This window comes from Janibacter sp. A1S7 (genome assembly GCF_037198315.1).
In the GTDB taxonomy this organism is placed as follows: domain Bacteria; phylum Actinomycetota; class Actinomycetes; order Actinomycetales; family Dermatophilaceae; genus Janibacter; species Janibacter alittae.
This window is the reverse complement of sequence record NZ_CP144913.1, coordinates 444,764-457,663: the sequence shown is the minus strand read 5'-3', so window position 1 is coordinate 457,663 and position 12,900 is coordinate 444,764. Positions and strand designations below refer to the sequence as shown.

Here is a 12,900-nt window from a genome sequence, read left to right as displayed (position 1 = left end):
GTCACTCCCCCTTCTCGTCCGTGGTGTCCGGCGGAGTCTGGTCGCTGGCGTTGTCCTCGTCGGCGGGGACGTGACGGCCGGCGGCCAAGCCGTCGACCTGCTCGCCCGCCTCATCGGGCGTGGTCGTGGGCCCGTGCTCATCACCGGGAGCCGTCCATCCCTCGCGGTGGGCCACGTCGAGGCCGCGCAGGGACGCGGGGCCGGCCCCGACCCCTTCGTCCGCACGCCCGTCGCTGAAGCCGGCCAGGAGACGGGAGGTCTCCTTGAAGCTGCACACGCGGTCCGGGCCCCGAGTGGGCTTGACCGGCTTGCCGGTGCGCAGGTCATCGACGAGCTCGACCGTCGACTCGGGCGTCTGGTTGTCGAAGAACTCCCAGTTGGTCACCACGACCGGCGCGAAGTCGCACGCGGCGTTGCACTCGAGACGCTCGAGGGTGATCTTGCCGTCCTCGGTCGTCTCGTCGTGGCCGACGCCCAGGTGCTCGCTGACGGTGTCCCAGATCTGGTCGCCGCCCATGATCGCGCACAGGGTGTTGGTGCAGACACCGACGTTGTACTCGCCGCTGGGGTGGCGCTTGTACTGCGTGTAGAAGGTGGCCACTCCCGAGACCTCTGCGGAGGTCAGGTCGAGCAGTCCTGCGCAGAACTCGATACCACGCCCGGTGACGTAGCCGTCGACGCTCTGGACGAGGTGGAGCATCGGGAGCAGCGCCGACCGCTTCTGCGGGTAGCGCGCGATGATCTCCTGCGAGTCCGCGGTGAGCTGCTCGAGCACCTCGGCGGTGTAGGGCTCCTTGCTCTCCGACGAGACGTACAGGTGGCCGAACTCGGTCTGCCTACCGAACTTGATGGACATCAGAACTCCTGCCCGTCACCGATGGTCGGTGCGCCACCGGGCCGCTGGTGCTCACTCGTGTGCGCCCACGCGGAGCGTGGGGCCCAACTGCCTGGTGAACTCATCGATCCACCCCTCCCATGACCGGATCAATCGAGGCGACCGAGACGACGACGTCGGCAAGGAAGCCCCCTTCGCACATGGCCGCGACGGCCTGCAGGTTGTTGAAGCTCGGGTCGCGGAAGTGGGCCCGGTAGGGCCGGGTGCCGCCGTCGGAGACGACGTGGCAGCCCAGCTCGCCCTTGGGCGACTCGATGGCGACGTAGGACTGTCCCGGCGGCACCCGGAAGCCCTCCGTGACGAGCTTGAAGTGGTGGATGAGCGCCTCCATCGAGGTGCCCATGATCTCGCGGATGTGGTCGAGGCTGTTGCCCTGGCCGTCGCCGCCGACCGCCAACTTGGCCGGCCACGCGATGCGCTTGTCCGCGACCATCGTCGGGCCGGGCTCGCGCTGCAGCTCGTCGGTGACCTGCTCGATGATCTTCAGGCTCTCGAGCATCTCGTCGATGCGGATGGCCCACCGGTCGTAGGCGTCGGCGTTGGAGCGGGTGATGACCTCGAAGTCGTACTTCTCGTAGCCGCAGTACGGGTCCAGCTTGCGCAGGTCGTGCGGCAACCCGCTCGAGCGCAGCACCGGTCCGGTGACGCCCAGCGCGGTGCATCCGGTCAGGGACAACACGCCCACGTCCTTGGTCCGGCCCTTGAAGATCGGGTTCTCGAGCAGGATCGCCGAGAGCTCGTGGATGCCCGTGCGCAGCTGCGGGATCGTCTCGCGGATCTTGTCGATCGCGCCGTGCGGCAGGTCCTGGGCGACGCCGCCGGGACGGATGTAGGCGTTGTTCATCCGCAGGCCGGTGATCATCTCGATGATCGACAGGACGCGCTCGCGCTCACGGAAGCCGATCGTCATGACCGTGGTCGCGCCCAGCTCCATGCCGCCGGTGCCGAGGGCGATGAGGTGGCTGGAGAGGCGGGTGAGCTCCATCATCAGCACGCGGATGGCGCTGGCCCGCTCGGGGATGTCGTCGGTGATCCCGAGGACCTTCTCGATGGCGAGGCAGTAGGCCGCCTCCTGGAACATCGGGGTGAGGTAGTCCATCCGGGTGCAGAAGGTCGTCCCCAGGGTCCAGGTGCGGAACTCCATGTTCTTCTCGATACCCGTGTGCAGGTAGCCGATACCCGCGCGGGCCTCGGTGACCGTCTCACCGTCGAGCTCGAGGATGAGGCGCAGGACGCCGTGGGTCGAGGGGTGTTGCGGACCCATGTTGAGGATGATCCGCTCCTCGGGGTTCATCCCGAGCTCGCCCATCTCCTGGTCCCAGTCACCACCCTGGACGTTGACGACGTGGCCCTCGGCGAGATCGTCGGCGCCGGGGGTGGAGTGCACCCCGGAGGTGTTGGTGTCGGTGGCTGCCATCAGTTGTACGACCTCCGCTCGTCGGGCGGCGGGACGGTGCCGCCCTTGTACTCCACCGGGATGCCACCCAGTGGGTAGTCTTTGCGCTGGGGGTGGCCCGCCCAGTCGTCGGGCATGAGGATGCGGGTCAGCGCCGGGTGGCCGTCGAAGATCACGCCGAACATGTCCCAGGTCTCCCGCTCGTGCCAGTCGGCTGACGGGTAGACCTCGACGATGCTCGGGATGTGCGGGTCCGCGTCGGGTGCGGTCACCTCGACGCGCAGCCGACGACCGCCGTGGGTGATCGACAGCAGGTGGTAGACCACGTGCAGCTCGCGGCCGGCGTCGGCCAGGAAGTGCACGCCGGAGACGGACATGCACATCTCGAAGCGCAGGTCGGGCTGGTCGCGCAGCGCGCGCATCACGCGGACGACGTCCGCACGGGCGACGTGGAGGGTCAGCTCGTCGGCGTGGACGACGACCCGCTCGACGAGGTCGGTGCCGGTCGCCTCGGCGAGGGTGTCGACGGCTGCGTCGTACCAGCCGCCGTAGGGGCGGGTGGCGGCTCCCGGGAAGGCGATCGGGGCCTGCAGCCCGCCGTAGCCGGAGGTGTCCTGACCCTGACGCGCGCCGAACATGCCGACGCGCTCGCCGCGGACGACCGGGCGGTGGTCCGGGTCGACCTCGCCCGCCTCCGGCGAGCCGCCCACGTTGGTGTACTCCACGGGACGCTGGTCACCGGTCAGGCTCTCGGTCGAGGGGTAGTCCTCGTGGGCGGTCCCGCCGAGCCCCGGTCCCTCCGGGTGGACGCCCTTGGGCTTCGGGGCGTCGACGTCCTTGGCCGACGCCGCGACGTCCGTGCCCTGACCCTCTGCGGGCTTGTTCTCCTCGGTCATGCCAGCAGGTTCCTTCCGAGGAGGGCCTCGTGGTCGTGGGTCGGGGCCTGCAGCTCGGTCGGGACGGCCGTGAGGGCGGCCGCCTCGGCCGCGCGGGCGGCTGCCTCACGGTTGACGCCCAGCGGGGTGCTCTGGATCTGCTCGTGCAGCGTGATGATCGAGTTGAGGAGCATCTCCGGGCGCGGCGGGCAGCCGGGCAGGTAGATGTCGACCGGGATGATGTGGTCGACCCCCTGGACGATCGCGTAGTTGTTGAACATGCCGCCGGAGCTGGCGCAGACACCCATCGAGATGACCCACTTGGGGTTGGCCATCTGGTCGTAGACCTGGCGCACGACCGGGGCCATCTTGTTGCTCACCCGACCGGCGACGATCATCAGGTCCGCCTGGCGGGGGGTCGCCGCGAAGCGCTCCATGCCGAAGCGGGCCAGGTCGTAGTGCGGGGTGCCGACGGCCATCATCTCGATGGCACAGCACGCCAGACCGAACGTGGCAGGCCACATCGACGACTTGCGCATGTAGCCGGCGAGCTTCTCCACCGTCGTGAGCGCCAAGCCCGAGGGCAGCTTCTCCTCAAGTCCCATTTTTCGTCTCCGTCCTCGTCAGTCCCACTCGAACCCGCCGCGACGCCAGACGTAGGCGTCGGCGATGAAGAACGCGTTGAACAGGAAGAGCACCACGGCACCGAGGGTGAACACCCCGAGCTCGTCGAAGGCGACGGCGAAGGGATAGAGGAACAGGGCCTCGATGTCGAAGATGATGAACAGCATTGCGGTCAGGTAGTACTTGACCGGAAACTTGCCGCCCTCAGCGGCCTGGGGAGTCGGCTGGATGCCGCACTCGTAGGCCTGTGCCTTGGCGGCGTTGTAGCGAGCAGGTCCCACGACCAGGCTCGTGCCGACCGAGACGAGCGCGAAGCCGAGGCCGAGCGCGAAGAGGATCAGCAGCGGGATGTAGGGGTTCATCGCTGCACAGCCTCGCTTTCTCTCATGTGATGCACGCCACTGACGATCCTAGGGCAGGGGTTTGTTCCGGCTGCAGTGCCCTCAGGCATTGGGAGCCATCCGGGTCATCAGGCGCACGAGTCGGTCGTCGATGCCGCCGCCCTTCTCCTCGGGCAGGTTGGCCATGAGCTTGAGCATGAACTTCATCAGCGTCTCCCGGGGCAGTCCGTACTTCGTCGCCAGGCGCATGATCTCGGGCTTGCCGATGAGCTTGGCGAACTGGGCACCGATGGTGAAGTAGCCGCCGTGCATGTCCTTCATGCGGGTGACGTAGGACTGCAGGACGCGCTCGCGCTCGGCCGCGGTCGGGCGAGCCAACGCCTGGACGATGGTCTCGGCGGCCGCGTGGCCGGCCTCGAGTGCGTAGTCGATGCCCTCGCCGTTGAAGGGGTTGACCATCCCGCCGGAGTCGCCGACGAGCATCAGCCCGCGCTCGTAGAGCGGTTGGCGGTTGAAGGCCATCGGTAGCGCGGCCGCGGTGATGTCGCCGGTCATCGTGTCCGCGTTGATGCCCCACTCGGGCGGCATCGTCTCGACCCAGCGACGCATGACGTCCTTGTAGTCGGTGCGGCCGAAGGCCTCCGAGGTGTTGAGCACGCCCAGGCCGACGTTGCTGCGGCCGTCACCGAGACCGAAGAGCCAGCCGTAGCCGGGCATGAGGATGTTCTCCCCCTTCGGCGTCGTCGACCACAGCTCGAGATGGCTCTCGAGGTACTCGTCGTCGTGGCGGGGGGTCTCGTAGTAGGCCCGCACGGCGACCGCCATCGGCCGGTCCTCGCGCTTCTCGCGGCCCATCTTCACGGAGAGCCGGGAGGAGACGCCGTCCGCGGCGACCACGACGGGCGCGTAGTAGGTCTCCCGCTCGCCGGTGGCCCGACCGCGCTCGTCGACGACCTTGGCGTTGACCCCGATGATGCGCTCCTGCTCGTCGAGGATCGGCTCGGCGACGTTGCGGCCTTCCAGGAGGGTGGCGCCGCTGGCGGCGGCGTGGCGGGCGAGCACCTCGTCGAGGTCGGCTCGCGCCCGCACCATGCCCCGGCCCGGGAAGGAGGCGACGTCCGGCCAGTCCAGCTGGAGGGTCATGCCGCCGCCGATGATCCGCAGCCCCTTGTTGTGGGCCCACCCGTCGGTCTCCGACAGGGGCAGCCCGAGGTTGATCAGCTGGCGGACTGCTCGCGGGGTCAGTCCGTCACCACAGATCTTGTCGCGGGGGAAGAGCGACTTCTCCAGCAGGACGACGTCCTTGCCGGCCTTGGCCAGCCATGCCGCTGTCGCGGAGCCACCGGGCCCGGCTCCGACGACGATGACGTCGGCGGCGCGGCCATCACCGGCAGCGGGCAGTGCACTGGTCACGAATTGCATCCTCGAAGGCTTGTGAAGGATTTCACGAACGCGGGCAGCCTACTCCTCGTTCACGAGACGAACGACACAGGTAAACCTAACCTCGCGTGCGGACAGCGACCGACGAAGGGGGCGGCCACCCCTGCGGGGGGAGCCCCCCTTCGCGCTCTGCACGACTCTCTCCCGCTTGGCCTGGGTTTCATACCCGGGCGAAGGCGGGGATCATCGGGTGACCCGATATTCGAGGGGCAGGTGGGGCGCTCCGAGCGGGCTACGCCTTCGTGGCGCGGTGCAGGGCGACGATGCCGCCGGTGAGGTTGCGCCACTGCACCTCGGCCCATCCGGCCTCGGCGATCGTCGTGGCGAGCTGCCGCTGGGCGGGCCAGGCCTGGATCGACTCGGCGAGGTAGACGTAGGAGTCGGGGTTGGAGCTGAGCGTGCGCGCCACCGGCGGGAAGGCTGCCATGAGGTACTCCGAGTAGACGGTGCGCAGGAGCGGGTTGACCGGCTGGCTGAACTCGCAGATGAGCAGCTGGCCACCCGGCGCGGTCACGCGCAGGAACTCCGCCAGCGCTGCCGCACGATCGACCACGTTGCGGAAACCGAAGGACATGGTCACCGCGTCGAAGGAACCGTCGGCGAAGGGCAGCCGCGTCGCGTCCGCCGCGGAGAAGTCCAGATCGGGATACTGGCGCTGCCCCTGGTGGAGCATCCCGAGGGAGAAGTCGGCCGAGACGACATCCGCGCCCGCCGTGCGCAGCGGCACCGAGGACGTCCCCGTGCCGGCCGCGATGTCGAGGATGCGCTGCCCGGGTCGCGGCTCGAGCGACTGCAGCACGGCACGCCGCCACAGGCGGGTCTGACCCAAGGACATCACGTCGTTCATCAGGTCGTACTTCGCGGCGGTCTCGTCGAACATCGCGGCGACGGCCTTGGGGTCCTTCTGGAGGGTGGCGCGGCTCATGTGCACATCTTCGCACCCGCAGTCGTAGGCTGTTGCGGCCATGACATCTCCATCACCCGACGACGTCCCGGGGCCGCTGGGCCTCTCCCGACCCGCCCTGGTCGTACGCACCATCCCCGTCCCCGTGGCACAGGTCGACGACTTGCTGGGGCTGCTGCCACCGCCGGTGGACGCGGGCGACATCGTCTCGTGGGTGCGCAAGGGCGAGGGTCTGGTCGGCTGGGGCACGGTCACCACCTTCCGCTCGCGCGGGTCGGACCGCTTCGCCCAGGCGCAGGAGTGGTGGCGCACCATCACCGCGGAGGCGATCGTGCGCGACGACGTCGACGAGCCCGGCACCGGACCGATCGCCTTCGGCTCGATGGCCTACTCGGCCGACTCCCGGACGGAGTCCGTGCTGGTCGTCCCCGAGGTCGTCGTGGGTCGCCGCGGTGATCAGGCATGGGTGACCACGACCACCACCGCCGCCGCGGTCCCGGCGGCCGACGAGCCGTTGGAGTCCCAGCCCGCTCCCGCGGACCCCGGCGTGGTCACCTTCGCCGATCGCGACCTGACCAAGGAGCGGTGGGCCGCCGCGGTCGAGGAGGCCGTCGACCGGATCAACGCAGGGGACCTGGACAAGGTCGTCCTCGCGCGCTCGGTCCAGGCGATGGCGGAGGAACGCATCGACCCCCGCTGGCTGCTCACCCGCCTGAGCGAGGACTACGACACGACGTGGGTCTTCGCCGTCGACGGCCTGGTCGGCGCCACCCCCGAGATGCTCGTGCGCCTCGAGCGGGGTCTGGTCACCTCGCGCGTCCTCGCCGGCACCATCCGCCGCACCGGCGACGACAGCCACGACCTGGCCCTGGCCGGGTCCCTGGCCCGCAGCAGCAAGGACCTCGAGGAGCACGAGTACGCGGTGCGCTCGGTCGCGGACGCCCTGACCGACCACACCTCATCGATCAACGTGCCGGACTACCCCTTCGTCCTGCACCTGAACAACGTGATGCACCTGGCCACGGACGTCGCCGGCGTCGTCGACGACAGCTCCACCTCGCTCGCCCTGGCTGCGGCCCTCCACCCGAGTGCTGCGGTCTGCGGCACGCCCACTGCGGACGCCGACCGGGTCATCGCCGAGCTGGAGCACATGGACCGGGGCCGGTACGCCGGACCGGTCGGCTGGATGGATGCCTCCGGGGACGGTGAGTGGGGGATCGCGCTGCGGTGCGGCTCCTACGACGGCGCCAACTCCCTTCGCCTCTACGCGGGGTGCGGCATCGTTGCCGGTTCCCGTGCGGAGGACGAGGTCGCCGAGTCGGTGGCCAAGCTGCTGCCGATGCGGACCGCGCTCGGCGGCTGACGCGACGGGGCTCAGCGCAGGGCCGCAACCACGGTCGCGCGGGTCCGTTCGCCCGCGGCGCGGCGACTCCCGGCGTCGATGGGGACCCGGACCACGCGGATGCCCGTGGCGGGGCGCGCGACGAGATCGGTGAGCTCATCGGGGGTGCGGGCCGTGGTCGCCGGGACCCCGTGGGCAGCACAGAGCGTGTCGATGTCGGTGCCGGTCGGCGTGGTGAAGATGCGCCGCTTCGCCTGCGCGTGCTCGGCCGCCCCGTACTCGAGCGTGTCGAAGATGCTCCCCCCGTCGTCGTCGACGACCACGATCGTCAGGTCGGGCACCGGCTCGTCGGGTCCGATGAGCAGCCCGTTGGCATCGTGGAGGAAGGTCAGGTCCCCGAGCAGCGCGTAGGTGGGCCCCGGTCGAGTCAACGCCATACCGATCGCGGTGGAGACGCAGCCGTCGATGCCGGCCAGGCCGCGGCTGGTCACGGGATGCACGTCGGCACGGGGACGCGCCACGCCGAGGTGCAGGTCACGGGCGACGCTGCTGCTGCCGAGGAGGACCAGGCTCTCCCCCGGCACCCCGTCGTGCAGCACCCGGGCCGTCGTCGGGCCGTCGAGGCCCTCTTGGCCGATGTGCGCGAGCGCGTCGGCCATCCGGCGCGCGGCCTCCAACCAGGTCCGGGCGAAGGGGGTGGCCCCCCGCTCCTCCTCGTCACCGTCCAGAGCGGCGAAGTGGTGGACGGCCGCGGCCGTGTGCGTGGCATCGGCCCAGCCGCCGGCACCGGGCTCGCCGGGCGTGACGACCTCCACGCGCACGCCGGGGCGTCGGGCGAGCGCGGGGATCGTGCGTCCCAGGGTCGGTCGGCCGATGATGACGAGCCGGGTCGGGAGGTGGGCCGCCACCCAGTCGCTCGCGGCGAGCAGCTGCGCGCCGTGCGGGAGGACGAGCCCGTGCGTGCCCGGCCCGGGCTCGGCGATGACCGGTGCTCCGTGGCGGGCCGCCCAGTCGAGGGCCGTGGCGCGGTGCTGCGTCGTCGGCAGCTCACCGATGATGACGAGGGTCCCCGGGTCGTGCGCGATCGTGGGCGCCATGCCGGCAGCGGCCGGAGTGGGCGCGGGCAGGGTCACCCACGGAGCGTCGTGTGGACGTCCGGTGGCCGGGTCCGCCGGGTCGAGGTGTCCGGGTGCGTCCGGACGCTCGCGGCCACCTCGAACCGTGGTGGCGGTGTCCGGCGCGAGCGGGTCACGGTAGGGCAGGTCGAGGTGTACCGGCCCGGCGAACCCGGAGCCGGCCAGCGCGCCGGTGGACGCCGCCCACGCGCGGGCCGCAGCAGTGCGCCAGGCAGCGGCCTGCCGGGGCGGGTCGTGCGGCGTCTCCAGCTCGAGGGCGAGTCGGACGTGCCTGCCGAAGAGGCCGGGTTGGTCGGTGGCCTGGTTGGCACCGACGCCCCGCAGCTCGGGAGGACGGTCGGCGGTGAGGAGGAGCAGCGGGACGGCTGCGTGGTGCGCCTCGAGGACGGCCGGGTGGAGGTTGGCGACGGCGGTCCCGCTCGTGGTGATGACGGCCGCGGGCCGCTGCCTCTCCTTGGCCAGGCCGAGGGCGAGGAAGGCCGCGCTGCGCTCGTCGACCCGCACGTGCAGCCGGGCGCGACCGGACGCGTCGAGCTCGTGCGCGGCGTAGGCCAAGGGTGCCGACCGCGACCCCGGGCACAGGACGATCTCGCGCACGCCGAGCCGGACGAGCTCGTCGAGCAGGACGCGGGCTCCGGTCGTCGAGGGGTTCACGGGTCCGATCCTGCCACTGACGAGGGCGTGCCCGGCACCCGCTCGACCGCGTAGTCGATGACGACGGGGTCACCCCCGCCACCGTCGAGGAAGGCATCCGCGCCGTCGCGCCAGGCCACCAGCGACGGGTCGTGGCTCTCGTCGACGAGGTGGCCGGTCTGCGTGTACAGCTCCGCGGCGTGGGCGTCCGTCGCGCCGTCGTCGGGGCCGAGCACGTCACCCACCTCGCGCTCCACCGTCACCCAGCCCTCCCGGTCCGGGTTGTCCGCACCGTCGAGTCCCGGGACGAGGTCCTCGGTGTGCTCGAGGCTGAGGACCGACACGTCGTCGGGCACGTCGAGACGCGCCACCGGGGCCCCAGCCGTGACGACGTGGGTGACGTGGAAACGACGACGGAAGTGCGGGTCCGCGGCGAGCGAGGCAGCTGTGAGACCGCCCTGGCTGCGACCGCCGAGCAGCACCCGGCTGCGGCCGGCGGATCCCGTGCGCTGCTGGGCGTCGGCGAGCGCCCGGGTGACGGCCTTGGACGTCAGGGTCTGCTGGCCGGCAGCGAGCAGGACGTTGCTCGTGAGGTCCCAGGGGTTGTCCCCCGCCTGCGGGCTGAAGCTCTGCGTGCCCGGCACGTCGACCACCCAGGTCCACGAGCCGTCGTCGCGCGGGACACCGATGACCCGTACCCGCGACCCTCCCGCGGTCGGTCCGCTGTCGTCGACGAGGTCAGCGACGCTGCGTGGGGCGCGCCCACCGCCGACGACGTGGGGCACCACCTGCACCTTGTGGTCGGACTCGTCGAGGACGATCCCGTCGGTCGCGGCGAGGACGACCTGCAGGGCCTCCTGCTGTGTCCCCGGCGGGTAGGTCACGCCGAGCCGGCCCGATCGCCACCTCAGCCACGTCCCGAGCGCCGGGGTACCCAGCCCGAGACCGATGATCAGCCCATCGAGACCCTCGGCCACGGCCGGCACGAGCCACGGGGCGTCCACGAGGAGCTCGTCGACCTCCTGTCCCAGACCCAGTCCGAGCCCGACAGCGGCTGCGGTGATCGGATCGCCGATGACCGGCAGCTGCGGGACGAGCGGGGCCAGCAGCCCGATGGCCAGCGCCGAGGTCGGCACGGCCACGCCGACTGCGGCGCCGACCGACGTGGCCGCGACGTCGAAGAGCTCCTCGGCGGCGCGCTCCCCTTCGCGGTAGAGCAGCACCGCTGCCCGGGTCGCCTCGGCGGTCGCGAGCACCTGCGCCGAGACTCCGGCCGCCCCGTGGGTGCCGGCGCAGTCGAGGATCGCCGCCTCCGCGGCGAGGTACTCGACCGGGGCGACCGTGCCCGCGAGCGCCAGGGCGGGGTCGATGGCCGTGGCGCCGACGTGCACGGCGGCCTCGGCCACGTCCCGGGCCACGGTCTCCAGGACTCGCGCGCCCTCCTCCAGCTCCTCGAGGGAGACGGCGAGGCCATGCTTCCCGCCGGTGACCCTCAGCTGGGGGACCACGGCACGGCCGGGATCGGGCGCGGTGTCCACGCGAGCTCGGCAGCGTCCTGCAGGAACGCCAGCTGCTCGCGCGCCGTCACCGCGAGAACCCGCACCCCGGCGGCCGCATCCCGCACGGCAGCGGCGAGCGCGGTGAGGTCGGCACGGTGCCGGGCGACGAGCTCCCGGTGCCGGTCAGCGGCCTCACCCCGCCACGAGGGACTCGTGCCCTGGGCGGTGCGCGCAGCGAGCCCGTGGATGTCCTCGGCCACGCGCTCCAACCGCCGGGCGAGCGCCTCGAGATCATCGGTGGGGAGGTGCGGGATGTCCATGTCCACAGCCCACCGGTTGGTGGGGTGACGGAGCACCCCCTTCGCCCCGGCTGTGGAACGGCCCCTCAAGCGGAACGGGCTGTGGACGTCCCGATCACAGGTGGGGCAGGGCCGCAACGACGCGGTCGCGCCACCAGTCGAGCCGATCCGCGTGGGCAGCGTGGGCCGCGAGCAGGTCCGGGTCGGGCACGACGTCGCGCACGGGCAGTTCCCCCCGCACGGGCAGGAGCGGGTCGGCGGTGACGTCGGCGCCGAGCAGCGCCCCGGTCCCCAGGCCGCAGGCGTGGTCGAGCTCGGGCAGCGCCGCGGCGAGGGCCACTCCGGCCCCGAGGCCGACGCTGGAGTCGATCGCGGAGGAGACGACGGCCGGCAGCCCGCAGTCGGCAACGACCTCGAGGGCCCGGGCCACACCACCGAGGGGGGCGACCTTGACGACGACCAGGTCGGCGGCGCGCAGCCGGGCGACCTCGAGCGGGTCCTCGACCTTGCGGATCGACTCGTCGGCGGCGACCGGCACGTCGATGCCGTTGCGCGCCAGGTCGATCCGGAGCCGGGCGAGGTCTGCCACATCCGCGCAGGGTTGCTCGGCGTACTCCAGGTCGAAGGGGGCGAGGGCCGCGAGCACGTCGTGCGCCTGAGCGAGGGACCAGCCACCGTTGGCGTCGACCCGGATACGGCCGTGCGGGCCCATGGCGTCGCGGACCGCGGCGACCCGGTCGATGTCGTCGGCCTGCCGCTGACCGGCCTCGGCGACCTTCACCTTGGCGGTGGTGCAGCCGTCATAGCGGGCCAGGACGCCGGCCACCTCGGCCGGGGGGACGGCCGGGACGGTCGCGTTGACCGGTACCGAGTCGCGCACCGGGTCCGGCCACCCCGTCCAGGCGGCCTCGATGGTGGCGGCCAACCAGCGCGCCGTCTCCGTCGGGCCGTACTCGACGAAGGGGGCGAACTCGCCCCACCCGCGGGGACCGCGCACGAGCGCGATCTCCCGCTCGGCGATCCCACGAAACCTCGTGCGCAGGGGCAGGGTGACGACGTGGAGCCCGTCGAGCAGCTCGTCCGGCCCGGGCGTGCTCACCGGTCGCGGCTGGAGAGCACGCAGAACTCGTTGCCCTCCGGGTCGGCGAGCACGGTCCACGTGACGTCGGGGTCCTGGCCGACGTCGACGCGCGAGGCGCCCTTGGTCAGCAGTTGCTCGATCAACGCGTCACGATCCTGGTCGATGTGCGGGGCGAGGTCGATGTGCAGGCGGTTCTTCACGGTCTTGCCCTCGGGCACGGGCGCGAAGACGAAGGTCGGCGGCATCGTGCGCCACGTCTGCACCGTGTCGACGGGGTCGTCGCTCGTCCCCGGAGGCACGACGTTGACCTCGTACTCGTCCTCGAAGCCGAGCTCCCAGTCCAGGACGTCGGCCCACCAGCGGGCGAGCATCGCGGCATCCCGGGCGTCCACGGAGATCTGGTACCAGCGCAGTGCCATGCGTCGCACGGTAGCC

13 protein-coding genes are annotated in these 12,900 nt (G+C 71.5%); 1 reads left to right on the top strand and 12 read right to left on the bottom strand.

Annotation, left to right across the window (positions count from 1 at the left end; all coding sequences use genetic code 11):
- Position 1 precedes the first annotated feature (1 nt).
- From nuoE to V1351_RS02225, 7 genes are all read right to left on the bottom strand, one after another.
- Positions 2-856, bottom strand: coding sequence for an NADH-quinone oxidoreductase subunit NuoE (gene nuoE / locus V1351_RS02255; protein WP_338750315.1), 855 nt, complete (start codon positions 854-856; stop codon positions 2-4).
- A gap of 100 nt (positions 857-956) precedes the next feature.
- Positions 957-2,312, bottom strand: a complete 1,356-nt coding sequence (locus tag V1351_RS02250) for an NADH-quinone oxidoreductase subunit D (RefSeq protein WP_338750313.1) — start codon at positions 2,310-2,312, stop codon at positions 957-959.
- The gene (locus V1351_RS02245; protein WP_338750311.1) at positions 2,312-3,187 is read right to left on the bottom strand and encodes an NADH-quinone oxidoreductase subunit C; all 876 of its coding nucleotides are present in this window, start codon (positions 3,185-3,187) and stop codon (positions 2,312-2,314) included. Before V1351_RS02245 ends, V1351_RS02250 begins: the two co-directional genes overlap by 1 nt.
- A complete protein-coding gene (locus V1351_RS02240) occupies positions 3,184-3,771 on the bottom strand; it encodes a NuoB/complex I 20 kDa subunit family protein (protein WP_338750309.1) in 588 nt (195 codons plus the stop codon). The genes V1351_RS02245 and V1351_RS02240 overlap by 4 nt, the downstream gene beginning before the upstream one ends.
- Before the next feature lie 18 nt (positions 3,772-3,789).
- Positions 3,790-4,152, bottom strand: coding sequence for an NADH-quinone oxidoreductase subunit A (locus tag V1351_RS02235; protein ID WP_338750307.1), 363 nt, complete (start codon positions 4,150-4,152; stop codon positions 3,790-3,792).
- An 81-nt stretch (positions 4,153-4,233) separates the two neighbouring features.
- A complete protein-coding gene (locus V1351_RS02230; protein ID WP_338750305.1) occupies positions 4,234-5,553 on the bottom strand; it encodes a geranylgeranyl reductase family protein in 1,320 nt (439 codons plus the stop codon).
- A gap of 250 nt (positions 5,554-5,803) precedes the next feature.
- Complete coding sequence (locus V1351_RS02225) at positions 5,804-6,496, bottom strand: demethylmenaquinone methyltransferase (RefSeq protein ID WP_338750303.1); 693 nt, start codon at positions 6,494-6,496, stop codon at positions 5,804-5,806.
- A gap of 40 nt (positions 6,497-6,536) precedes the next feature.
- Here V1351_RS02225 and V1351_RS02220 point away from each other — a divergent pair, with 40 nt between their 5' ends.
- Positions 6,537-7,838: an isochorismate synthase gene (locus V1351_RS02220; protein ID WP_338750301.1), complete on the top strand. Its 1,302-nt coding sequence runs from the start codon at positions 6,537-6,539 to the stop codon at positions 7,836-7,838.
- A gap of 11 nt (positions 7,839-7,849) precedes the next feature.
- Here V1351_RS02220 and menD read toward each other — a convergent pair whose 3' ends face one another.
- The 5 genes from menD to V1351_RS02195 all read right to left on the bottom strand — a co-directional run bounded on the left by menD (position 7,850) and on the right by V1351_RS02195 (position 12,884).
- Positions 7,850-9,607, bottom strand: a complete 1,758-nt coding sequence (gene menD / locus V1351_RS02215; RefSeq protein WP_338750300.1) for a 2-succinyl-5-enolpyruvyl-6-hydroxy-3-cyclohexene-1-carboxylic-acid synthase — start codon at positions 9,605-9,607, stop codon at positions 7,850-7,852.
- Positions 9,604-11,124: a hypothetical protein gene (locus V1351_RS02210; RefSeq protein ID WP_338750298.1), complete on the bottom strand. Its 1,521-nt coding sequence runs from the start codon at positions 11,122-11,124 to the stop codon at positions 9,604-9,606. Before V1351_RS02210 ends, menD begins: the two co-directional genes overlap by 4 nt.
- The gene (locus tag V1351_RS02205) at positions 11,079-11,405 is read right to left on the bottom strand and encodes a hypothetical protein (RefSeq protein ID WP_338750297.1); all 327 of its coding nucleotides are present in this window, start codon (positions 11,403-11,405) and stop codon (positions 11,079-11,081) included. The genes V1351_RS02210 and V1351_RS02205 overlap by 46 nt, the downstream gene beginning before the upstream one ends.
- Positions 11,406-11,499: 94 nt before the next feature.
- Positions 11,500-12,483, bottom strand: a complete 984-nt coding sequence (locus V1351_RS02200) for an o-succinylbenzoate synthase (protein WP_338750295.1) — start codon at positions 12,481-12,483, stop codon at positions 11,500-11,502.
- The gene (locus V1351_RS02195) at positions 12,480-12,884 is read right to left on the bottom strand and encodes a VOC family protein (protein ID WP_338750293.1); all 405 of its coding nucleotides are present in this window, start codon (positions 12,882-12,884) and stop codon (positions 12,480-12,482) included. The genes V1351_RS02200 and V1351_RS02195 overlap by 4 nt, the downstream gene beginning before the upstream one ends.
- Between the last annotated feature and the right edge of the window lie 16 nt (positions 12,885-12,900).